The organism is Thermoanaerobacter ethanolicus JW 200, assembly GCF_003722315.1.
Classification (GTDB): Bacteria; Bacillota; Thermoanaerobacteria; order Thermoanaerobacterales; family Thermoanaerobacteraceae; genus Thermoanaerobacter; species Thermoanaerobacter ethanolicus.
The window spans coordinates 1401101-1425894 of sequence record NZ_CP033580.1 but is presented as its reverse complement, the minus strand read 5'-3'; the positions used below and the strand labels follow the sequence as shown (position 1 = coordinate 1425894).

Below are 24794 nucleotides of genomic sequence, written 5' to 3'. Positions count from 1 at the left end.
TTGTGTCCTCCCTTTTTATTTTCTTTTTTAACGATACTATTATACCAATTTTTCAGCTTTTTTTGTATATTCATATCAACTTTTAGTTTCATATATAAATTTATATATCTGATAAACTGCTAACACCTTTTTTATATATCTATTTGTCTCAGGATAAGGAACAGCATGTAGCTGTTTCCCATCTTTGGAAAATCTCTTGTCTTTAAGCCATGCATCTACATTTCCACTACCTCCGTTATAAGCTGCTACAGCTAACTGTATATTTCCATTAAAAGTTTTAAGAAGATAAGTCAAATACCATGTCCCCATCTGAATATTGTATTTAGGCTCAAAAAGCATATCATCGCTGTAGTTTTTTATCCCTACTTTATTGGCAATCCATCTTCCAGTATCTGGTAAAATTTGCATTAATCCTATAGCATTTTTGCTAGAAATTGCATCACTTTTAAAATTACTTTCTACTTTTATTACAGCAAAAATAAGATAGGGGTCTACGCCATACTCTTTTGCGTAATAAACTACATAATTGTGGTATTTAAGAGGATAAATTTTTTTTAAAAAATAATGAGTATTTAACTCGTAAGTAAACAAAAGACCTACTAATATCAAAAATATTACCGCAACTTTTTTCCTCAAAGTAACTCCTCCGATATTATGATTTATGTTGCAAATCTTCCCCAAAATAGTGTAACTTGTTTTTCCATAGCTTTAAAATCTTTGCTATTGTTTATTATAAAATCTGCGTACTTCATCTTTTCATCCAAAGGCATTTGACTTTTTATTCGGTTTATTGCATCTTTATAAGAAAGTTTATCCCTTTCCATAACCCTCTTTATTTGAGTTTTTGAATCTACTACTACTAGCCAAACCTCATCTACCATTTTATAAAGTTTCATTTCAATTAAAAGAGCTGCATCTAATACAATTGCATTTTGCTGATTTTTTTTTCTTTCTTCTTCTATTTTTTCTTTTATCCGCTCTATTATTATAGGATGAGTAATTTCGTTTAATTTTTTAAGCTTCCTTCTGTCAGCAAACACAATATTACCCAATTTTTTTCTGTCAATTTCTCCGTCTTCCTTTAAAATTTCTTTTCCAAAATATTCTACAATTTTATTATATGCTTCTGTTCCTTTTACCATTATTTCTCTCGATACAATATCTGCATCAATAATCACAGCACCCATCTTCTTTAAAAGCTTAGAAACAGTGCTTTTTCCTGATGCAATACCGCCAGTAAGTCCAATTACTTGCATTTTTGTACACCTCACTTGGCTAAAAACCAATTGGGCCCTATACCAATTTCAACAACAAGAGGAACTTTTAGTTTTATCACATTTTCCATATTTTCTTTCAATATTTTCTTTACAATATCTACTTCATCTTTATACGTATCTACTACAAGCTCATCGTGCACTTGCAATATAAGTTGAGACTTTAACTGCAATTTTTTAAAATCTTCATAAACTTTAACCATTGCCATTTTTATTATATCAGCCGCACTTCCCTGTATTGGAGCATTCATTGCTAACCTCTCAGCCTGCGACCTTTGAGTAAAATTTCTTGAGTTTATCTCAGGAATATATCTTCTTCTGTTCATTATTGTAGTCACATAGCCATTTTCTTTTGCAAATCGCACTATTTTTTCAATATATTCTTTTACTCCTTTGTATCTTTCAAAATAATTATTTATATACTCTTTTGCCTCTTTTCTTGATATTTTAAGGTCTCGAGAAAGCCCATAATCGCTAATGCCATATATTATACCAAAGTTTACGGCTTTTGCCGCTCTTCTCATTTCAGGTGTAACTTTTTCCATTGGGACTTTAAAAACTTCAGCAGCTGTTCTTAAATGTATATCTTCGTTATTCATAAAAGATTCTATTAGCTTCTCATCCCCCGAAACATGTGCTAAAACCCTTAGTTCAATCTGAGAATAATCAGCCGAGACAATATACCCATCTTTAGTCCGCGGAATAAAAGCTCTTCTAATTTGTCTGCCAAACTCTTCTCTTATAGGTATATTTTGTAGATTCGGCTCGGTACTGCTTATTCTGCCTGTAGCAGTGACCATTTGCTTAAAATTAGAATGTACTCTATTGTTTTCATCCATGAGAGGCAAAAATCCATCTATATAAGTAGATTTAAGTTTTGTAAGTTGCCTATACTCTATTATATCACTGACAACATCATTATAAGGAACTAATTGCTCTAAAACTTCAGAATCTGTAGAATATCCTGTTTTTGTTTTCTTTATTACTGGTAAATTTAACTTTTCAAACAAAAATTCACTTAATTGCTTAGGGGAATTTACATTAAATTGATACCCTGCCTCTTTATAAATTTTATCTAGTATTTCTGCTATTCTATCATCTATTTTTTGTGAAAGCTCTTTTAGGACTTCTTTATCTAATGTAAAACCACTTACTTCCATTAATTTTAAAACTTCTACAAGAGGCATTTCTATTTCTAATAAAAGTTTTTTCATGTCCATTTCTTCAATAAAATTCATCAACTTTTCTCTTAAATCGAATAGATGTACACATCTACTGCAAATGTAATCTGCAAGTATATCTTCTCCTATTTCTTCAAGCTTCTTTTTATCCCTACCTTTGCCAAATACCTCTTCATAAGATGGAACATCCACCTTTAAATATTTTTTCAGCACGCGGTCCAAATCATAGTTAGACTCAGAAGGATTTAAAAGATAAGCCATTACAGCAGTATCTATGTACTTGCTTTTACACTCTATTCCTTTATAAGAGAGTTTAACTAAAAAATCTTTTATTTCGTGGGTTGTAAATTCAAACTCTTCTTTTTCAAAAATCTCTTTTAAATCTTCTATTTGAAAAACATCAATATAAACAGTATCCTCTCCAAAAGAAAAAGCTATTTTCTTTATTTCCCCTTCATAAATTAGTGGATAAAAAGCAATATTTCTGCTGTCTTGCAATAAAGTTATTAATTTTCTTATATCTACTTTTGACCATTTTTGAACTTTATGATTATTTACAATCTCTACGTTATTTTTTTTCTTTATGTTATCAATCAAACTAAAGAATTCTAATTTATTAAAAAGCTCCAAAAGCTTCTCCTCATTAAAGTCTTTTACTCTATATTCCTCAAAATCTATCTCAATAGGAATGTCTCTTTTTATAGTTGCAAGTCTTTTACTCATTACAGCTAATTCTTTATTATTTTCTATATTTTCCTTTATCTTACCTTTGAGTTGAGAAAGATTTTGAAGCAAATTTTCAACACTGCCAAATTCTTTTAAAAGTTTAATCGCTGTTTTTTCTCCTATATTAGGTATCCCTGGGATATTATCAGATTTATCCCCCATTAACCCTTTTAAATCAATAAATTGCTGAGGAGTTATTTCATATCTTTCTAAAACAGCCTTTTCGTCAAATTCCTCCATCTGAGTTATACCCTTTTTAGAAATCTTAACTTTCACTTTATCTGAAACTAATTGAAGCGCGTCCCTATCTCCTGTAACTACAAGCACTTCCATTCCTTTTTCCTCTGCCAGCTTTGAAATAGTACCTATGATGTCATCGGCTTCGTAACCTTCTAATTCTAAAGTCTTTATATTAAAGCCATCTATAATTTCTTTTAAAAGGTCTACTTGTTCTGTGAGTTCCTCAGGCATTGCTTGTCTTGTAGCTTTGTAGTCTTGATACTCTTTGTGTCTAAAAGTAGGAGCTTTTTTGTCAAAAGCTATAGCTATATAATCAGGTTTTTCCTCTTCAATAAGTTTTATAAGCATCATAGTAAAGCCATATAAGGCATTTGTATGTAATCCTTCACTTGTAGTAAGCATTGGCAAGGCATAATAGGCTCTGTACATGAGGCTACTCCCGTCAATTACTAAAAATTTAGACATTAAATCACTCCCATTTTTATTTCTTTGTATTTTAATATACCGCAAAAAAAAGAAGATGTAAATTGTCATCTTCTTTTTTTGAAATAGATATACACTTTATACCCAATAAAAGCCAGTGCACCATAAGGTAAAACTATTGCCAATATTATTATCAGCTTCTTTATAAAAAATATTAAAAAATTTACATTATTTATAAAAGCTTGTTTTATATCTCTACCGATTCCCTTAAAAGAAACTAGAGTCGTAGGTTTCTCAACCTTGGAAACCTCTCTTATTAAAAGATTTATGGTTCCTAGCCTCGTAAGATTTTCCCATACTTTTAACTGTTCTTTCATTGATTCTATATCGCTTCTTATCCTGTTTATTTCGGATTCTACTTCAAGCATTTCCTTGACTGTAGAAGCCTTATTCATAATGTCTTGAAGTTTTTGTTCCTCTATTTCTAAGTTTTTTAGTCTTGCTTTTAAATCATAATACTGCTCTGTAACGTCTTTACTATCTATTCTTAAAGCTGTTACTTTACCAAATTCTTTAATCTGAGAAATCACACTTTCAAATTTATCTTCCCGCACCTTCAAAACAAGATTTATCCTTTTGGTATTATCGGTAAATACAGTTTCATCAGAACTTTCAATAAAGCCTTCTGCTTCTTTTACCAATTTAAACACTTTATCATAACATACATTGACATCTTCTACTTCTAAGGAGATGGTTGCATTTTTTGTAATTTTCCTTGAAGTTCCTGCTGGCAATCCTCTTTGACCAGTGATTGAAAACATATTAACTTCATTATTAATTCCTTCCTTTTTAGACAAATCAGCACTTTGAGTCATTTTGATATTGTTTGAAGGAGCACTCGATTCTATTCGTGAGGATTTATCAAATTTAAAAATATTTACTACAAATACTGTCATAAGTATGAAAGAAGCTGCAATAACTGCTACTGTTAACGTCTTTTTTAGCCTTTCTTTTTTCTTCTCTAAAATATTTTTCTGGTAAACCAATTTTTCGTGTATTTTTTTATTGAAATCTTCAGGTAGTTCTAAAGGAGGCATATTTTTTAAACTTTCTATTATATTTTTCTCCAGTTGATATTCTTTTCTGCAACTTTCACAGCTTTCTATGTGCTTTTCTAATTCTTCCTTTTGTGCTACATCCAATTCACCATCTATATATCGGGGTATAAGTTGAAGTGCCTTTTTGCAATCCATCATACTTGCCTCCTTTCGTCTAATGATAAAAATTCTGGCAAAGACTTTATTCTCTCTTTAAGCAGATTCCTTGCTCGCCACAAGCGAGACTTTACAGTGCCTAAATTCAAATTCATTATCTTGGATATTTCTTCATAGTTTAAACCTTCTATATCTCTTAAAATCAAAACCACTTTATAGTCTATAGGAAGTTTGTTTATTTCTTTCATTACAATTTCCGCAGTTAATTTTTTATCTACCACCTCTTCAGGAGTTTCAAAATCTTTTACTCCATTTTCAAATTCCTCTATCTCTCTAAAATTACTTCTTTCCACATTTCTTTTTCTTAAATAATCTATAGCACTGTTTACAGCAATTCTATAAAGCCATGTTCTGAAACTACTATTCCCTTTAAATTTTTTTATATTTAAATACGCTTTAAGCAACGTCTCCTGCGTAAGGTCTAATGCTTCTTCTCTGTCAAAAATAATCCTTAATATCACATTGTAGATGTATTTTTGATGCTCACTTGCGAGAATTTCAAAAGCCTCCACATCTCCAGCTTTTGCCCTCTCCAACAACTCCTCCTGTCCCACCTTCTAACCTCCCTTTCATTCAATTTAGACGTAAAAAAATAAAACTTGTTCCCAAATATTAAGATGCAATATATGGAAAATATGTGTTGCAGGAAAAAAGTTATTTCTGTAGAATAAATATAATTAAGATATATATTAATAATACGACATGCTGATTACTTTATCCTTCTAATTTAGAAAATTTTTGATAATGGAGTGAACAAATATGTATGAGCTTCTGATAATACTTGCAGAAAGGTTTAGCATAATAGCTCTTCTAGCTTTTGTGCTTTCTAAGGCAGAATTTTTCAAAAAAATAATCTATAACAGTCGCGTTACAAAAAAAGACCTTCTTTTGACCATGGTCATCTTTGGGGTAATAGGTATTGCAGGAACTTACGTCGGTGTACCTATAAAAGACGCTATTGCAAACTCAAGAGTGGTAGGTCCAATGGTAGCAGGCTTAATAGGAGGCCCTTTAGTAGGTTTAGGTGCAGGTTTAATAGCAGGAGTTCACAGATTTTTCTTAGGTGGTTTTACAGCAATGTCTTGTGGCGTATCTACTATTTTAGAAGGATTTTCTGGTGGACTTATAAGAAAATATTATAAAGGGGAACATGTCCCTTGGGAATTGGCATTTGTAGCAGGATTTATAGGTGAAGCTGTACAAATGTTAATCATTTTAACAACTGCCAAGCCTTTTTCCCAAGCTTTAGAATTGGTAGATATTATAGGATTACCTATGATGATAGTCAATGCAACAGGTATAGCTATATTTATGATAATAATTAAATCGGTCTTCGATGAAAAAGAACAAATCTCTGCCATGCAAGCAAAAATCGCCCTTGAAATTGCATCCAAAACTCTGCCATACTTAAGAAAAGGATTAAATGAAGAATCGGCACAAAAAACAGCAGAAATAATATATAATTCCACAAATGTATCGGCTGTTACATTAACTGACAAAAAGAAAATTTTAGCCCACGTAGGTATCGCTTCAGACCACCATAAACCTGGTACACCAGTACTCACAAAAGCGACAAAAGAAGTTTTAAAAACCAGAAAAATCCGCATAGCCAAATCAAAAGAAGAAATCGGATGTTCCCATGAGGATTGTCCTTTATCCTCTGCTGTAATTGTGCCTCTTTTTAAGTACGATAAAGTGGTAGGAACATTAAAACTCTACAAAGGAGGAAATAAATCGAGAAATAATGTCATCTCAAATACAGAAATTGAGCTTGCAAAAGGGTTAGGACATTTAATATCTTATCAATTAGAAATTGCTGATGCAGAATATCAGAGAAAATTAGCTACTGAAGCAAAACTTAACGCTTTACAAGCTCAAATTAATCCTCACTTTTTGTTTAATGCTTTAAATACTGTCATATCTTTTATAAGAACAAAACCTGATGAAGCGCGAGCACTTTTAATAAATTTAAGTGAATATTTTAGACACAATTTAAAAAATGTAGGAAAGTATGTCACTATTGAGCAAGAGTTAAATAATATCAATGCTTACTTATATATAGAAAAAGCTCGTTTTGGAGATAAACTAAACATAGAACAAGACATTGATGAAAGTGTACTGTCCTATTACATGCCTTCTTTTACCCTTCAGCCAATAGTTGAAAATGCCGTAAAACACGGTATCCTCCCGAAAGGTAATGGTGGAACTATCAAAATAAAAATAAAAGACAAAGTAGACTACATTAGCTTTTGTGTAGAAGACGATGGAATAGGAATAAAACAAGAAGACCAACAAAATCTTTTGAGAAAAGGTTTTGGCAATGGAGCAGGAATTGGTCTTTATAATGTAAATGAAAGGCTTACTACTATATTTTGTAAAGAATGTTCTCTAGTAGTTAAAAGCGAAGAAAAGATTGGTACAAAAGTTTCTTTTAAAATACCCAAAGCTTACTTAAAAAGGGATGATGTATATGAAGAAATTGAAAGCGTTAATTATTGACGACGAACCACCTGCAAGAGATGAACTCAAATATCTTCTTAGTGAGTATGAAGACATAGAAATTGTAGGAGAGGCTGACAACGGTCTTTCAGCGCTAAAATTGATAGAAGAGTTAAAGCCTGAAGTAGTATTTCTCGACATAAACATTCCAAAAATAAACGGTTCCGATGTAGCAAAACATATATCTTCTGTCGGGAAACTGCCTTATGTGGTTTTTGTAACCGCTTATGATATGCACGCAATAGAAGCTTTTGAAATAGGAGCCCTTGATTATCTTTTAAAACCAATAAGTCAGCATAGGCTATATAAGACATTAGAAAAAATAAGAACCTTTTATAAAGATATGGAATGGAAACAACAATATAATCCCCCCTTAGAATTTGAAAACAAAAAAATAGAAAAATTAGCTGTTGAAAAAAATGGAAGAATAAAACTTATCGATTTAGATGAAATAATTTTTGCAGAAGCCTATGAAGGAGACGTTATGGTAAAAACTAAAAGTGACAATTTTATATACAAAGGAACGATAAAAAGCCTTGAAGAAAAGCTTAAAGAAAATGCCTTTTTTAGGGTTCAAAAAAGTTACATTGTTAACTTAAATAAAATAATAGAAATATTGCCTTGGTTCAAAGGCACTTACTGGGTGGTAATGGATGACAACAAAAAAACCCAAATACCTGTAGGCAAATCTCAAATAAAAGAACTAAAACTTTTGCTGGGTCTTGACAGGGATAATTAACCCTGTCATTTCTTTTTATCTATATATATTTCTTTTCATAGTTTAATTTCTTCTTTTCATTTCAAATTGACTGAAATCGTTTAAAATCTGTGTTAAACTTATAATTGAAATTTATTACAGGAGGGGTTATATTCAATGAACGGTCTAGTTTTAGTTATCATAACAGCAAGTGTATACGCTTTAGCATACCGGTTCTATGGCGCCTTCATCGCTGCCAAAGTTCTGGCATTTGATGAAAACAGGACAACACCTGCTTATAGACTGGAAAATGGCTATGACTACGTTCCAACTAACAAATGGGTCCTTTTTGGACATCATTTTGCTGCAATAGCCGGTGCAGGACCTCTTGTAGGACCGGTACTTGCTGCACAATTTGGCTATCTGCCAGGAGCTTTGTGGATTTTAATTGGCGCAGTACTAGCAGGAGCAGTTCACGACATGGTAATACTTTTCGCTTCTGTAAGGCATGATGGATCTTCTATAATAGACATTACCAGAAAAGAAGTAGGTAAAGTATCAGGAGTAGCAACTGCTATAGCCGTCCTTTTAATAATTATAATTACACTGGCAGGTCTTTCACTTGTTGTAGTAAATGCCTTATACAACAGCCCATGGGGAACATTTACAGTTGCTGCCACAATTCCTATAGCAATCTTTATGGGAATATACATGAAATGGATTAGACCTGACGATGTAAAAGGAGCAACAATAATAGGTGTGACTTTTTTGATATTGTCCGTTGTGGCAGGACCTTACATTGAACACACGGCTTTAGCTCGTTATTTAACATTTAGCCAAAAAGAAATGACTGTAATATTGGCTAGTTATGGTTTCATTGCGGCAGTATTACCCGTGTGGCTTTTGTTAGTGCCCAGGGATTATTTGAGCACTTATATGAAATTAGGTGTAATGCTTCTTCTTGCAATAGGAGTTATAATCGTAAATCCTGAAATAAGAATGCCTGCTGTAACACAATTTGTCGCAGGAGGAGGTCCTATAATCCCTGGAAAAGTATGGCCTTATGTGTTTATAACAATAGCCTGTGGAGCCATATCTGGTTTTCATTCTCTTGTGTCATCTGGAACAACGCCTAAAATGATAAAAAACGAAAAAGATATACTGCCTATAGCTTATGGAGCAATGTTAGCAGAAGGTTTTGTTGCAATGATGGCGTTAATAGCTGCAACAAGTTTAATCCCTGCTGATTACTTTGCTATAAATGTATCTCCTGAAGTCTTCCAAAAGTTGGGCATGAAAGTCGTAGACTTACCAGTTTTATCTCAGTTAGTCGGTGAAAATGTAGCAGGAAGGCCAGGTGGTGCAGTAACTCTTGGTGTAGGTATGACCTTTATCTTCTCCAAAATTCCTTTTTTAGAGCATCTCAGTGCATATCTCTATCATTTTGTAATACTATTTGAAGCATTATTCATTCTAACTACAATAGACGCAGGCACTCGTATAGGAAGATATTTGTTACAAGAAGCAGGTGAAGCAATATACAAACCTTTAGGAGATAGAAATTGGTGGCCAGGGATAATTTTTACAAGCTTCTTAATATCTTTCGCATGGGGTTACCTAGTATATACTGGAAATATTTCAACAATATGGCCTCTATTTGGAACTTCCAACCAATTACTTGCAGCAATAGCTTTAGCCCTAGGAACAACTGTCATCATTAAAAAAGGAAAACCTCAATACATGTGGATAACATTGATTCCCTTTATATTTATGGCTACGACTACATTATACGCTGCATACTTAAATATAGTCACCAATTACCTTCCAAAGGGTAACATGTTACTTGTAGTGCTTTCAATTACAATAATACTGCTAGCAATCATCATTATAATAGATTCTGTAGTAAAATGGTATGGATGGCTCAAAAAAGGAAAACTCACAAAAGAGGCAATTAAAGCAAGTGTATTTAATTAAAGTAGATTTTGAAACGGGGTGTTTTATTTGAAAATCACTAAAGCTGCAAAAGTATATATACTCAAAAAAGGCGGCAATATATACATTAAATATCATGACATCCAAAATTGCTGTATAGAGCCTAACCTCACCCCAGAAATATTTATTGGTATTCCAAAAAATCAAGAAAAATACTATATTGTAGGAGTTGACAGAATTAACGTATACGTAGACAAAATAATATATGAAAGGGAATTAGAAAATCTAACAATTGAACTTAAAAGTATTTTAGGTATAAAATATCTTGCAATCAATGGATGGAAAGTAATTTAAAGCAGGGAAATTGCTTATTAAGGCATTTTCCCTGCTTTCTTATTTAACTCTTTAGACTTGTGCAAAATTCAGAAGCCTTAATTTAAGCCATTCTACAGACATACTTTTTTCCTATCACTCTTGAATTTTTTATCTTTTATGTAGGATTTCCCCTCCCATTTGTCGAATTATTATATATACACTATAAAAAATTTTTTAAGAAGGAGGAAATTCTACATGTACCAGCTTCAATTGCTTTTAAATATACCTGAACTCTTTACCTCTCAGTCTAAAATTGATTTCTATTCTTCTATGTTTGAAAATCTTGACCTGTCTTCAATACCTGAATTCCCTTCCTCTAGTCCTGGCCGTAAGGGTTATTCTCACCATGCACTTTTTAGAGCTTTTATTGTCATGAAAGCTGAAAGATTCGGCACAATTTCTGACCTTTTAGATTATCTCCGCAATAATCTTATCATTGCTCATCTTTGTGGCTTCGACATTTCTAAACCTCTTCCTTCTTATTGGACTTTTCGCCGTTTTATTAATGACTTCTCTCATGATTATTTGACCTCTATTTTTCAAAATCAGGTCAATATCCTCAAAAATATGGGTATTATCTCCGGTGAGTTTATTTCCATGGATTCTACCCCTATTAAAGCTAACACTAAGTTAAATAACCCTAAGTCTTTTTCTAAAAATAAATTCTCTAAAGATAATCAGCCTAAGTCAGATAAGGATTGTAAATTAGGCGTTTATTCTGCTTCTAACGATTCTTCTAATAAACGCTATAAGTTTTATTGGGGCTATAAAAATCACATTATTGTTGATGCTATCTCTGGTTTACCCATCGCTGAAACTACTACCCCCGCTGATGCCCCTGATTTTGAAGCCGCTTTATCTTTGCTTGAGAAGACTAATAAGTGGTTTAACCTTAAGTATGTTAATTTTATTGCCGATAAAGGCTATGATGTTAAGAAACTTTATAATTATGTTAGAAATATTCTCCACGGTCATTGCTTTATTCCTCTTAACAAGCGTAATTCTAAAAATCCCCCTCTGACTGATGATGGTTATATGGTCTGTGAAGCGGGTATTAAAATGCTTAAAGATGGCAAGCAATATTTTGATGGTTTTATTAAGCAAAAATTTGTTTGCAAGTTCTGTAATTCTAAGGATGATTCTGCCTGCCCTATAAATCATCCTAAATATTTTAATGGCAAAAAGCATAGAGGCTGTACTAAGTATGCTATTATATCTTCTGATTATAGGTCCTCTATTAATAGAGACTCCCTATATTTTAAGGCCGTCTACAAATTGAGAATTGAATCAGAAAGATATAATTCCCGCTTTAAAGCTCTGGATTTTGAAAAGGCTTATGTTAGAAATATTAATTCTGTGAGCAACCTTAATACTTTTGGCCATATTACTTTGCTTACTGTCGCTATTGTAGCTATTAAATTGGGCAAATATGATGAGTTTAGATCTCTTGTTGCTTTGATGCAATCGGCCTAATTTTTATTGAATCTATTTCATGCCATTTTTTAACATTTGACTTCTACAGGATATTTATGCCCTTTTTTAGCTCCTCTTTTTGTCTTTTCTTTTCCCTTACCACTTCCTTTATGTTTGATTGTCAGTGTTGATTACTATATATTGTATGTCATACATATTTTGGTTTTTGTTCGTGATTATTTTAATTAATTTTGCACATCCCTAATTTAACTCTTTTATAAATTCCTCTCTTTTATCCACAGAAAAAATAGCAGTATCTACCCATCTTTTGAAAAAGAATAAATAATATACTCGAACTTTCTTTTTTAATTCTATCTTAACAAGACTTCTTTTAGCAAAAGCCATATAACAAGTATTTTTCAAAATACGCATTCCCCCAAAAGGAATGTCTTTTTCGTTATACTCTGAAATCGCAGATATATCACTATATCTTATATGCATAAATCCTAAAATTCCAAATCTCAATATCAACCGGTCTTCATTTAACTCGTGAAAAGAATTAGCCAAAGATAGCAAAAATCCTGAAAATACCATCACTAAAAAAACATATAAAAACCACTCAAGCAAAGTATCAAATACATGAATCCTTTTTTCGTTTACATCAATAAAAGCATTAAAAAAGCTCACTAAAAGCACTGTATAAATCAATAATATCAAAAGATATAAGAGCACCCTTTCTTTTTTTGTAAAAGTTTTGTATTTCATGCAGCACCTCCTTCAATTTATAATATCGAATTTTACTATAGAATAGTTAAATTTGCAATAATAAGCTAACACTAATTTGCCAATAATAATACTAACAATTTGTGGAGGTGTAAATATGGAAAAAGGTGCACTATCTGTCAACGAATTAGTACTTATCGGCGTTGGAGGAATTTTGGGGGCAGGATTTTTCTTAGCCAGTGGCATTGCAATTCATACTGCCGGCCCTATTATTATACTTAATTACGTTGTATCAGCTTTTATCATGTCACAAGTTTTTTATGCACTGTCACAAATGATTACTTATAAACCGGTAGAAGGAACTTTTAGAGTATACGCAGAAGAAGCTTTGGGAGATATTGGAGGTTTTTTGAGCGGCTGGGTGTACTGTACAGCAGGAGTTTTCATCATGTCCAGTGAAGTAACTGCATCAGCTATATTTACAAAATATTGGTTTCCTAAAGTACCCTTATGGATTTTTTCTCTTATATATTCCGCTTTAGTTATAACTATCAATTTAACTGGAACGAAAAACTTTGGAGAAATTGAATCCTGGTTTTCTACTATAAAAATAGTGGCTTTATTTATTATAGTCATAGTAGGGATCCTTACACTAATGGGCTTTTTTGCAAAGACTCCTACTATGGGAATTAAAAATCTCTATGTTCATGGGGGATTTGCACCTCACGGTATAAAAGGATTTTTAGGTGCAATGCTCATGTCACTAATCCCCTTTGGCGGTGTAGAAGTTGTAGCAATGTCAGCAGTAAAAACGAAAAATCCTCAAAAATATACTCCAATAGCTCGTAAATATATAGTCTTATTTCTTACAATATTATACATTTCCTCAATAACCCTATTACTAATGATAATACCATGGGACACCATCTCCATTAACGAAAGCCCTTTTATAAAACTTTTGTCCTTTACCAAAATTCCCTTTATAGCTTCAATAATGAATTTTGTAATACTTACGGCAGCTTTAACTACAATGAATGGCGCAATGTATGCCGTAACACAAGTCCTCTACTCTTTAGGACAAAGCAGGTTTGCTCCTACTTTTCTAACAAAAAAAACAAAAAGAGATGTACCCATATATGCTCTTGCCTTAAGTAGTTTTGGGCTTTTCATAGCAGTTATTCTTTCTTACATACTATCAAAGGACGTCTACGAATATATAACAAGCGCTACAGGGTTTGTACAATTTTTCAACTGGATAATAATACTCTACACATTTATAAAATACAAACCTGTCATGGGAAATACATCATCTTCAAAAAAAGAATGGTTTACAATAATGCTGATAGGGATAGTATTGTCTTCCTCATTGTTAATACCAAAACAATCTGTTGGATTTGTCGGAGGAATTATAATACTCCTAATAATCTTCTTTTTATATTATATAACTAAAAAACTTAATCTTTTTGACGTATGGTAAAAGTACTAATAATTTGTCATATTTTTTGAAACTTTGTCATTCCTGCTACGTCTACATATATGGAAACCAAAAATAATTAAAAACTATAGATGAGAAAATTCACTAACATAAATTACCATAACAAACTTATATGAAAAAATTTAATAAAAATAGAGACAAATGCTCGCTTCTATGGTATTAATATGTTGTTACCCTATAACAATATTAATCATAGGAGTGGAGCAAATGTCTCATAATAAAAGAATAACAGAAAATTCATCAATAATCCAGTACTTAATGAAATTAAATTTTGCATTATATTTTACTAAACCTGTTATTCGTCATATTTTAGAATTTATAATTGCTGCCACTCAAAAAGGTTATAGTGGTACTGTTACAGATATAGTTAATTTAAGCCTTGCTAATTGCCATAGAACCACGTTTGGCAAATTCTTAAGCCAAGGTGTTTGGAATATAGAGTATGCATGGAGAGCTATAAGGCGAGAAGTTATTCGCATTATATTTGAATTATCCCAAACTAGCAACAAGCCGATATTTGTGATTTTTGATGATACTATTGCTGAGAAGACAAAGCCTTCGTTACAGGCTAAACATACTATCCAGGCAACAGGATTCCATCAATCACATTTAAAAGGGAAGCAAGTTTGGGGACATCAACTTCTTACCATGATGCTATCTTGCGGCAATGTGGTATTACCTTACTGCATTGAGCGCTATGAAAAAGGTGGCAAAAGCAAAATCGAAAGAATATGTGAAATGGTATCTATGCTTCCAATACCTAAAGGACCAGCATATGGACTATGTGATTCATGGTACATAAACAAAAAAGTAATAGAAGCACATTTCGAAAGAGGATACCATCTCATAGGAGCATTAAAAACTAACAGGATTATCTATCCACAAGGCATCAGAATTCAGATAAAAGATTTTGCCCAATATATCGAAAAGAACGAAGTTTGCCTCGTTACAGTAAACGGTTCTAATTACTGGGTATATCGCTATGAAGGAGCCTTAAATGGCATAGATAATGCTGTAGTAGTATTGTGCTGGCCTGAGAAAGCTTTTAAAAATGAAAATGCTCTACATGCATTTATCTGTACTGATACTGAATTAGATACCGAGACTATTCTAAATTACTACAGTCAAAGATGGCCTATAGAAATATTCTTTAGGCAGACAAAGAATAATCTTGGACTAAATACATATCAAGTACGATCAACAAAATCAATAGATAGATTATTATGGCTTATATCATTGACATACCTGTATTGTACGACTTCAGGCGACGAATATTGCAAATTTGGGCAAGGAATAAAAATGGTACGCAAAGAAGTACAAAAGCAGCGTGTTCAATGGCTGTATGAGCGAGCTAATAATAAAGTACCTATTGATGAAATTTTAGCAGAACTACAGTTAGCATAGGTGTAGTGCATCTATTTTATGGTAATATTTGTTATCAATTTTTCTCATCTATAGTTAAAAATAAACCTCAAGAGTTAATTCCTCTAAATATTACAAATTTGTAACATAAAATTAATTAATTATTAATAACTGCTAACAGTTTAAATAGTATAATTGAAGCAACGAGGAGATGATTATATGGCCCCAAGAAGACGCCGCAAAAAAAATAGAAGTATAATTTATACACTTATAATAGTGTTTTTACTGTCAGTCCTCATTGGTTCAGCAGCTTTTGCCTATAAATATATGTTTGAGGATAGATATGTACAAGTAAATTCTACCACAAAAATTTGGGACACACCATCTGACGAAGAAAAAAGTTCCTCCCCACTGCAACAACAACCTAATACTACCAAAAATCAGGAAAAAAATAATTCTAAACAAACTTCTTCAAACCAAAATTCTGTAAACCCTAATACTACAAAAGACACTAAAGTAAGTGATACTACAAATGTGTCACCTGAGGAAAATATTTCTCCTCAAATTGATAATTTAGATAAAGATTATGGCATAAGTACTTTCATATTCAAATTGCTCAATAAATCTGAGATAGAAAAACTCTTTGGACCTCCTATCCCTTTTAATAAAAGGGTTTTTGGTTACAACAAAAGTGCAGGTAAAGTAGTTGCTCTTACCTTTGATGACGGACCGATACCAGAATATACAGAGAAATATGTTGATATCTTAAAAAGCATGGAGGTAAAAGCTACATTTTTTGTCATTGGTAAAAATGCTCAAAAACATCCTGAACTTCTAAAATATATTTATGAAAATGGCAATGAAATTGGACTACATTCCTACAGCCACTTTAATATGTCGAAAATGAAACCAGAGCAAATGGTAGAGGAACTTTACAAAACGCAAAAAATCGTCGTTGAATCTACAGGAGTAAAACCTATACTTTTTAGACCTCCTTATGGAGCTTTTAACAAAACTCTTTTAGAAATATCAGATGCATTGGGACTTCACGTTGTTTTATGGAATGTAGACCCAGATGATTGGCGAAGCCCAGCAGTAGAAAATGTAGTCAATCGGGTGATAAGTCACACAAAAAACGGTTCAGTAATTCTCATGCATGAAGGAAAAACTAATACTTTAGCTGCACTTCCTCAGATAATAGAAAAACTAAAATCTGAAGGTTATAGTTTTGTAACTGTATCAGAGCTTTTAAATTATGAAAAAAATAATATAGCAAATAACAACCAAGAACAGCAAAAAGATTAGGGAGCACATGCTCCCTACAGACTGTTGACAAAATATCGGGAACCCGTTATGATGAGAAGGGTTCCTTGTTATTTTAGTGGTATAAAGCAAAAGAGGAGAGGAGAAGGAAGATGTTAACAAAGAAACAGGATGCAAGACATCAAATAGAATTTGTAAGCATAGATCAATTAGTACCAAAAGACCACCTTTTAAGAAAGATAGAAAAAGTCATAGACTTTAGCTTCATATACGATTTAGTAAAGGACAAATATTCCGAAGATCACGGCAGACCAAGTATAGATCCAGTAGTATTGATAAAAATACTGTTCATTCAATATCTTTTTGGTATACCGTCGATAAGAAGAACAATAGCAGAAATAAAAACAAACGTTGCATATAGATGGTTTTTAGGGTATGGACTAACAGAAGAAATACCTCATTTTTCAACATTTAGCCAGAACTACATAAGAAGATTCAAAGGGACAGACATATTTGAGAAAATATTTACGAAGATTTTAGAAGAAGCAATAAGGCATGGGTTAGTAAATGCAGAGGAAGTATTCATAGATTCCACTCACGTAAAAGCAAGTGCCAATAAGAAAAAATATACAAAAGAAATAATAGAACAAGAAGCCAAGACTTACCAAGAAAAACTAGAAGAAGAAATAAACAAAGATAGAGAAGCTCATGGAAAAAAGCCATTAAAGAAAATCAAGACGATAAAGACGAAAGAAGTAAAAGTAAGCAAAACAGACCCAGATAGTGGAATGTTAAACAAAAATGAAAAAGAAAAATGTTTTGCATATTCCTTTCACACAGCCTGCGATAAAAACGGATTTGTATTAGGAGTAAAAGTTGAAGCAGCGAATGTACACGACAGCGTAATGTTTGAAGAAGTACTAAAAGAAGTTGAAAATAGGGTAGGAAAACCGAAAGCAATAGCAGTAGATGCAGGATACAAAAATCCGTACATATTAAAGACAATATTTGATAGAGAAATAATACCAGCAGTGCCATACACAAGACCAAAAACAAAAGACGGTTTTATGAAGAAACATGAGTTTGTGTATGATGAATATTATGACTGTTACATATGCCCGCAGAATGAAATACTAACATATGTTACAACCAATAGAGAAGGATATAGAGAATACAAATCAAACCCAGAAAAATGTAAAAACTGTCCTTTAAGAGAAAAGTGTACCCAAAGTAAAGACTACACAAAGAGGATATTCAGGCACATATGGGAAGGATATGTAGAAGAAGCAGAACACCTAAGGCATACACCTTACTGTAAAGAAGTATATGAGAGAAGGAAAGAGACAATAGAGAGAGTGTTTGCAGATTTAAAGGAGAAGCATGGTTTGCGATGGACAACATTAAGAGGGAAAGAAAAATTGTCCATGCAAGCGATGCTTGTTTTTGCTGCCATGAATTTAAAGAAAATGGCCTTATGGTTATGGAGGAAGGGCAAAGGGCCCTTTGACATTTCAAAACTTTATCCATTATTTGGAGTTTTAAAGAAAATTTTATCCAGATATATACAGCCCCTGTTTTCGGTACTAAGAAAACAGGGGCTAAAATTTTACTTTGTCAACAAACTGTAGGGAGCACATGCTCCCTATGTTTTTTTAAATAAAATCCCTAAACCAATTATAATCAGCAAAACTGGCCAAATAATTTTAAAACTCAACCAAGGTAATAATCTATTTAATAAAAGCAATACTCCCAAAATCACTAAAACCCAACCTAAAACTTCATTTGCTTTGTTAGTTTTATCTTCTGTTTCTACTGCGTTATCTTGTTGCTCTCCGGTTTTAGGCTCTTCATCTATAATTTTTTCCTTTAATTGATAAGGATTTTCTGGTATTATTATCCACGCAATGATATATGGAATCAATCCAAAACCGCTAAATATAGCCAAAAGGCAAATAAGCCTTACTAAAGTCACGTCAACATCAAAGTACTCCGCTATTCCCCCGCAAACTCCTCCTAACATTTTTTGTTCCCTAGACCTGTACAATTTTCTATCCATATTTTGACCTCCAATCTAATTTATTATATATACTATCTCTACAGCTTTGCAGATAAATTTTTTCTTTCCTTACTACTTTACCTGTCAAAAATTGATGATACTTAAAGGATCTAAATAAAAAAGTTTGCTTGTAAAAATTAAAATCAAAATTGCCAATAATATGACCCCTAAATTAATGCTACTATTTTCTTCTCCATAGAGTTTATTGCTAAATATCAACTCTAAACCTAGCAAAATAAAAAAGGCAGGCCATACCATTTTATAAACAAAATAAGGCACATATACATTAAAGTTCGGTAAAAGTAACAAAATCCCCACAAATATAAGAGAAAGTGCACTAGCTAAAATTCCCGTTCTTTTTTTCATTTTTACCGTTGCCTCCTTTATTTCACTCTATAAAACATTATACATATTATGAAAGTATAAAGTCAAAATAAAAAAATTTTTATAAAAAATTAGGGATGTGCAAAATTAATTAAAATAATCATAATCAAAAACCAAAATATGTATTACATACAATATATAGTAATCAACACTGACAATCAAACATAAAGGAAGTGGTAAGGGAAAAGAAAAGACAAAAAGAGGAGCTAAAAAAGGGCATAAATATCCTGTAGAAGTCAAATGTTAAAAAATGGCATGAAATAGATTCAATAAAAATTAGGCCGATTGCATCAAAGCAACAAGAGATCTAAACTCATCATATTTGCCCAATTTAATAGCTACAATAGCGACAGTAAGCAAAGTAATATGGCCAAAAGTATTAAGGTTGCTCACAGAATTAATATTTCTAACATAAGCCTTTTCAAAATCCAGAGCTTTAAAGCGGGAATTATATCTTTCTGATTCAATTCTCAATTTGTAGACGGCCTTAAAATATAGGGAGTCTCTATTAATAGAGGACCTATAATCAGAAGATATAATAGCATACTTAGTACAGCCTCTATGCTTTTTGCCATTAAAATATTTAGGATGATTTATAGGGCAGGCAGAATCATCCTTAGAATTACAGAACTTGCAAACAAATTTTTGCTTAATAAAACCATCAAAATATTGCTTGCCATCTTTAAGCATTTTAATACCCGCTTCACAGACCATATAACCATCATCAGTCAGAGGGGGATTTTTAGAATTACGCTTGTTAAGAGGAATAAAGCAATGACCGTGGAGAATATTTCTAACATAATTATAAAGTTTCTTAACATCATAGCCTTTATCAGCAATAAAATTAACATACTTAAGGTTAAACCACTTATTAGTCTTCTCAAGCAAAGATAAAGCGGCTTCAAAATCAGGGGCATCAGCGGGGGTAGTAGTTTCAGCGATGGGTAAACCAGAGATAGCATCAACAATAATGTGATTTTTATAGCCCCAATAAAACTTATAGCGTTTATTAGAAGAATCGTTAGAAGCAGAATAAACGCCTAATTTACAATCCTTATCTGACTTAGGCTGATTATCTTTAGAGAATTTATTTTTAGAAAAAGACTTAGGGTTATTTAACTTAGTGTTAGCTTTAATAGGGGTAGAATCCATGGAAATAAACTCACCGGAGATAATACCCATATTTTTGAGGATATTGACCTGATTTTGAAAAATAGAGGTCAAATAATCATGAGAGAAGTCATTAATAAAACGGCGAAAAGTCCAATAAGAAGGAAGAGGTTTAGAAATGTCGAAGCCACAAAGATGAGCAATGATAAGATTATTGCGGAGATAATCTAAAAGGTCAGAAATTGTGCCGAATCTTTCAGCTTTCATGACAATAAAAGCTCTAAAAAGTGCATGGTGAGAATAACCCTTACGGCCAGGACTAGAGGAAGGGAATTCAGGTATTGAAGACAGGTCAAGATTTTCAAACATAGAAGAATAGAAATCAATTTTAGACTGAGAGGTAAAGAGTTCAGGTATATTTAAAAGCAATTGAAGCTGGTACATGTAGGATTTCCTCCTTCTTAAAAAATTTTTTATAGTGTATATATAATAATTCGACAAATGGGAGGGGAAATCCTACATAAAAGATAAAAAATTCAAGAGTGATAGGAAAAAAGTATGTCTGTAGAATGGCTTAAATTAAGGCTTCTGAATTTTGCACAAGTCTAAAAAAATAACTTTGGAGGTGTAATAATGGATAACAAATGGTATTTTGATATAGCTCCCGGTGCTATCGATGATTTGAAGGCCCATGCAAAGGATATAACAACCCTCATCCCTTTTTGGTATGGAGTAAAAGAAGATGGAACTCTCGCTGACATGTCTTCTACTGACGTCAAAAAAATTGCCTCCGACAACAATTTACCTATTTATGCCATAATCCACAACTATTCAGACCCTAAAAAGTCACAACTAATACACGATTTATTGTCGACTTCCTCTTTAAGAAACACTCTTATTGCAAGTATCAGAGATGTTGCAGTAATTAACAATTACCCTGGTATCAATATAGACTTTGAATTTGTACCGCCCGAAGACAGAGAAAATTTAAACATTTTTATAAGAGACTTATACACTTCTTTAAAAGCCATAGGAAAAATTGTCACAATTTCTGTCCCAGCAGAACTGGCTGACAATCCAAGGCATCCTTTTTCAGGCGCTTTTCAATATTCCTTTATCGCCCAATATGCCGACGAAGTATATATTTTAGCCTATGATGAACATTTTTCACAACCTGGTCCCATCGCCTCTATAGGTTTTGTAACAAATGTTTTAAATTACGCTACAACAGTTATACCTCCTCAAAAGATATGGCTAGGAATGGCCGTTTATGGATATGACTGGACACAGGGAGTAAATTATCCCAGAACTCCCACATATCAACAAGCGATAACTCTAGCTAAAAATTTAGGAATAAATATACTGTATGACGAAACAGCTCAAGAATCCACTTACACTTACGTATTAGATGGCAAAGTTCATACAGTCTGGTTTGAAGATTCAAAAAGCTTTTCTGCAAAATTATCTTTAGTAGACAGCTACAAACTATCCGGTATAGCAGTATGGAGATTGGACCAAGAAGACCCTAATATATGGAATATTTTAAGAGGAAGATAACTTTTTTATCTTTATGGGAACTTTTTTATCTTTTTTACGTCTAATAAAATGAAAAAACTAAAGGAGGAGGTTTCTTTTATGAAAAAATTTATTTCCATCGCAATTGCCCTTGCCTTCCTGTTTACACTTATGATACCATCAAACATGGCACAGGCACAAGCTGATACAAAGATAAGTTTAAAACAGGCCATTGAAATAGCAAAACAAAAACTCGGCATAAGTGATAGCGGCTACGACTTTAACTCTAACTACTATGAATACGGCAATAAAAAGTCATGGAATCTCAATTGGAATTCTTCTTCAAAAGGCAACATAAGCGTCACAATAGATGCCGATACAGGTGAAATTACAAACTATTACAGTTGGAGCCCCATTGCACAAGAACAGCCAAGAATCCCAAAATACACGCAGGATGAAGCAAAAAAAGTGGCAATTGAATTCTTACAAAAAGTAGCTCCTGAAAAATTCAAAGAAACAAAAGAACAAATTAACAATAATAACTATGGTTACAATGAATACTATTCTAATGACTATAACTTCACCTTTGAAAGAATAGTAAACGGTATACCTTTCCCGTATAACGCCTTATACGTCACAGTAAATAAAAATACTTTAAAAGTAACCTCTTACTCATTAAATTGGGAAGATTATTCCTTCCCCGACCCAAAAGCTGCAATATCTAAGGAAGAGGCAATAAAAATCTTTAAAGAAAAAATAGGTTTAAAACTTCAATACAACTTGGTCTACAACCAAGTATACGGCAATGAACCTCAAGCAATATTAGTCTATGGCATATACCAAAATGCGCCAATTGATGCTATTACAGGAGAAATAAAAACAAATGAATACTATTATGTGTCAATGTATGATGGCGGAGGTGGAGGCAGCGAAGTAGGAAGAGAATCTACACAAAAACTCTCTCCAGAAGAGCAAAAAGCAGTCGAAGCCTCAGAAAAATACATATCAAAAGACAAAGCTATTGAAGTAGTTAAAAACAGCCTTCCTTTTTCAATAAGCGATTACAAGCTAAGCAGCGTAAACTTATATAGCGGCTATGATTATCCTCCTGCAAAATCAAATCCTATATGGTATCTTGATTGGACTTTAACTAAAGACAATAAATACTACTATGTAACCGCTTCTGTCGATGCAGTTACAGGTGAACTAACTTCCTTTTCCAGAGGAGGTCCCGACATAGACAATGTGCAAGGAAAAGAACTTTCCTACACCAAAGAACAGATGAGAAAAATCGCTGAAGATTACCTTAAAAAAATAGTACCTGAAAAGTTCAGCAAAACAGCATATCAAGAAACAAATATTCCCGAAAGCTCCAAAATGATTGAAATGCCAGCATATCCATTCAGATATGTAGAAGTAACAAATGGAATTTTGTGTCCTTTCAACAATATAAACGTCAATGTAAGTCCATATACAGGGGAAATAGTCTCATATTCCATACATTGGACTTCTGTAAAATTGCCTTCTCCGGAAAATATAATAAGCCTTGAGGAAGCTTACAAGATAATGTTTGACAACTCTGAATTTACATTAACGTACATTCCAGACTATGACTATAAATCTCCAGATAAACCACCAACAATACGACTTGCGTATCAATCAAACTTCTACAACTATATAAATGCGAAAACTGGCCAAATTGTAGATTACAGTGGAAAACTTGTAGTTAAAAAATCAGAGGTTGTTTTTACAGACATAGAAGGCAACTGGGCAGAAAAGGATATAAAACTCTTAGTGCAATACGGAATAATTGATGTAAAAGAAGACAAATTCTATCCAGATAAAGACATACTCCAAAAAGATTTTGTAAAAATGCTCATTAGAGCAATACAGCCTCCCTATTATGACCCTGTGCCAAAATCTCCAGATGATTATGACACTTACTATGCCATAGCAATAAATAAAAACATCATAACAGAAAAAGAGAAAAGCCCTGATTCTATGGTCACAAGACAACAAGCAGCAAAGATGCTTGTAAAAAGTTTAGGTGTGGGTTATATAGCTGATATTTCAGATATATTTACAATAAACTTTAAAGACAAAGATAAAATACCTCAAGACATGATAGGATATATAGCTATAATATCAGGTCTTAAAATAATGAATGGTTCAGATGGATACTTTGACCCACAACAGCCTTTAACAAGAGCCCAGGCTGCTGCTGTAATAGTAAGATACCTTCAATTGAATAAATAACTTAAGGCACGGTCTTCCGTGCCCTTTTATAATTTTTTATATCTTGCCCTTTCTCCTCCTACCATCTTAGGCCTAGTCCTTGCAGCAACAATTGTAGCTTCCCCTATTTTATTTCGGCTTAATCTCACAGGAACAACCACAGGCCTTAAGTGCATTCCAATCAGTACAAGCCCTATATCAAGCCCTGCATGTCCCAACCCTTTCAAATTTTCCACCATTACAGGATTCTTAAACTGCTGATAAGCATAAGTCTGTATTGACCCTCCTGCATGTTCATGAGGAATGACATTTACCACTTCAAGCCCGTACTTCTCTTGTGCTTCTTCCTCCACCAAAAGCGCCCTGTTTATGTGCTCACAACCCTGTACTGCAAGGTATAACCCTCGCTTATGTAGAGCCTCTAAAATTGGGTCCACCACTGCTTTTGCCACATCAAGACTTCCTGCAGTTCCCACTTTCTTGCCCAATATTTCACTTGTACTTCCACCCAAGACAAAAAGACTCCCCGGCTTTAAATTTGCTATGTCAAGTAACTCCTCTATGACCTCCTCTGCCTGCTTTGAAATCTCTTTTAAATCCATTTCTATCCCTCCTGA

The 24794-nt window shown here is 32.9% G+C and carries 21 protein-coding genes; 11 read left to right on the top strand and 10 right to left on the bottom strand.

Annotation, left to right across the window (positions count from 1 at the left end):
* Positions 1 to 75: 75 nt before the first annotated feature.
* From EB239_RS06990 to EB239_RS06970, 5 genes are all read right to left on the bottom strand, one after another.
* The gene (locus EB239_RS06990; RefSeq protein ID WP_003871277.1) at positions 76 to 636 is read right to left on the bottom strand and encodes a lytic transglycosylase domain-containing protein; all 561 of its coding nucleotides are present in this window, start codon (positions 634 to 636) and stop codon (positions 76 to 78) included.
* Positions 637 to 659: 23 nt separating this feature from the next.
* Positions 660 to 1256, bottom strand: coding sequence for a dephospho-CoA kinase (coaE, locus tag EB239_RS06985; protein WP_003871278.1), 597 nt, complete (start codon positions 1254 to 1256; stop codon positions 660 to 662).
* An 11-nt stretch (positions 1257 to 1267) separates the two neighbouring features.
* Positions 1268 to 3886: a DNA polymerase I gene (polA, locus tag EB239_RS06980; protein WP_003871279.1), complete on the bottom strand. Its 2619-nt coding sequence runs from the start codon at positions 3884 to 3886 to the stop codon at positions 1268 to 1270.
* 65 nt (positions 3887 to 3951) lie between these two features.
* Complete coding sequence (locus EB239_RS06975; protein WP_003871280.1) at positions 3952 to 5100, bottom strand: DUF4349 domain-containing protein; 1149 nt, start codon at positions 5098 to 5100, stop codon at positions 3952 to 3954.
* Positions 5097 to 5672 carry a sigma-70 family RNA polymerase sigma factor gene (locus tag EB239_RS06970; RefSeq protein WP_003871281.1) on the bottom strand — a complete coding sequence of 192 codons (576 nt, stop codon included), beginning with the start codon at positions 5670 to 5672 and terminating at the stop codon, positions 5097 to 5099. The genes EB239_RS06975 and EB239_RS06970 overlap by 4 nt, the downstream gene beginning before the upstream one ends.
* A 205-nt stretch (positions 5673 to 5877) precedes the next feature.
* Between EB239_RS06970 and EB239_RS06965 the strand changes: the two genes are divergently transcribed.
* The 5 genes from EB239_RS06965 (at position 5878) to EB239_RS06945 (ending at position 12094) form a co-directional block, all read left to right on the top strand.
* Positions 5878 to 7617: a sensor histidine kinase gene (locus tag EB239_RS06965; RefSeq protein WP_003871282.1), complete on the top strand. Its 1740-nt coding sequence runs from the start codon at positions 5878 to 5880 to the stop codon at positions 7615 to 7617.
* Positions 7589 to 8356, top strand: a complete 768-nt coding sequence (locus tag EB239_RS06960) for a LytR/AlgR family response regulator transcription factor (protein WP_003871283.1) — start codon at positions 7589 to 7591, stop codon at positions 8354 to 8356. The genes EB239_RS06965 and EB239_RS06960 overlap by 29 nt, the downstream gene beginning before the upstream one ends.
* 135 nt (positions 8357 to 8491) lie before the next feature.
* Positions 8492 to 10288, top strand: a complete 1797-nt coding sequence (locus tag EB239_RS06955; RefSeq protein WP_003871284.1) for a carbon starvation CstA family protein — start codon at positions 8492 to 8494, stop codon at positions 10286 to 10288.
* An 18-nt stretch (positions 10289 to 10306) separates the two neighbouring features.
* Positions 10307 to 10600 (top strand): CC/Se motif family (seleno)protein, encoded by a 294-nt coding sequence (locus tag EB239_RS06950; RefSeq protein WP_003871285.1) that lies wholly within the window; start codon positions 10307 to 10309, stop codon positions 10598 to 10600.
* A 216-nt stretch (positions 10601 to 10816) separates the two neighbouring features.
* Complete coding sequence (locus tag EB239_RS06945; RefSeq protein ID WP_003869069.1) at positions 10817 to 12094, top strand: transposase; 1278 nt, start codon at positions 10817 to 10819, stop codon at positions 12092 to 12094.
* A gap of 201 nt (positions 12095 to 12295) precedes the next feature.
* Here EB239_RS06945 and EB239_RS06940 read toward each other — a convergent pair whose 3' ends face one another.
* Complete coding sequence (locus tag EB239_RS06940; protein ID WP_003871608.1) at positions 12296 to 12799, bottom strand: hypothetical protein; 504 nt, start codon at positions 12797 to 12799, stop codon at positions 12296 to 12298.
* A 115-nt stretch (positions 12800 to 12914) separates the two neighbouring features.
* On the opposite strand from EB239_RS06940, the gene EB239_RS06935 reads away from it, so the two are divergent.
* From EB239_RS06935 to EB239_RS06920, 4 genes are all read left to right on the top strand, one after another.
* Positions 12915 to 14234, top strand: coding sequence for an amino acid permease (locus tag EB239_RS06935; RefSeq protein ID WP_003871609.1), 1320 nt, complete (start codon positions 12915 to 12917; stop codon positions 14232 to 14234).
* Positions 14235 to 14459: 225 nt separating this feature from the next.
* Positions 14460 to 15656: an IS701 family transposase gene (locus tag EB239_RS06930; RefSeq protein WP_003869480.1), complete on the top strand. Its 1197-nt coding sequence runs from the start codon at positions 14460 to 14462 to the stop codon at positions 15654 to 15656.
* A gap of 177 nt (positions 15657 to 15833) precedes the next feature.
* Complete coding sequence (locus EB239_RS06925; protein ID WP_003871654.1) at positions 15834 to 16919, top strand: polysaccharide deacetylase family protein; 1086 nt, start codon at positions 15834 to 15836, stop codon at positions 16917 to 16919.
* Positions 16920 to 17029: 110 nt separating this feature from the next.
* Positions 17030 to 18505: an IS1182 family transposase gene (locus tag EB239_RS06920; protein ID WP_129545119.1), complete on the top strand. Its 1476-nt coding sequence runs from the start codon at positions 17030 to 17032 to the stop codon at positions 18503 to 18505.
* A gap of 14 nt (positions 18506 to 18519) precedes the next feature.
* Here EB239_RS06920 and EB239_RS06915 read toward each other — a convergent pair whose 3' ends face one another.
* The 3 genes from EB239_RS06915 to EB239_RS06905 form a co-directional block, all read right to left on the bottom strand.
* Entirely contained in the window at positions 18520 to 18933 is a 414-nt protein-coding gene (locus EB239_RS06915) for a PspC domain-containing protein (RefSeq protein WP_003871714.1), read from the bottom strand.
* Between the two features lie 84 nt (positions 18934 to 19017).
* Positions 19018 to 19299, bottom strand: a complete 282-nt coding sequence (locus EB239_RS06910; protein ID WP_003871713.1) for a LiaF transmembrane domain-containing protein — start codon at positions 19297 to 19299, stop codon at positions 19018 to 19020.
* Between the two features lie 294 nt (positions 19300 to 19593).
* Complete coding sequence (locus tag EB239_RS06905) at positions 19594 to 20871, bottom strand: transposase (RefSeq protein WP_003869069.1); 1278 nt, start codon at positions 20869 to 20871, stop codon at positions 19594 to 19596.
* Between the two features lie 189 nt (positions 20872 to 21060).
* On the opposite strand from EB239_RS06905, the gene EB239_RS06900 reads away from it, so the two are divergent.
* On the top strand, positions 21061 to 21984 hold the full coding sequence (locus EB239_RS06900; RefSeq protein WP_003870278.1) for a glycosyl hydrolase family 18 protein: 924 nt from the start codon (positions 21061 to 21063) through the stop codon (positions 21982 to 21984).
* A 78-nt stretch (positions 21985 to 22062) separates the two neighbouring features.
* Positions 22063 to 24198, top strand: a complete 2136-nt coding sequence (locus EB239_RS06895; protein WP_003870279.1) for an S-layer homology domain-containing protein — start codon at positions 22063 to 22065, stop codon at positions 24196 to 24198.
* A 26-nt stretch (positions 24199 to 24224) separates the two neighbouring features.
* Here EB239_RS06895 and EB239_RS06890 read toward each other — a convergent pair whose 3' ends face one another.
* Positions 24225 to 24779 carry a TIGR01440 family protein gene (locus EB239_RS06890; RefSeq protein WP_003870280.1) on the bottom strand — a complete coding sequence of 185 codons (555 nt, stop codon included), beginning with the start codon at positions 24777 to 24779 and terminating at the stop codon, positions 24225 to 24227.
* Between the last annotated feature and the right edge of the window lie 15 nt (positions 24780 to 24794).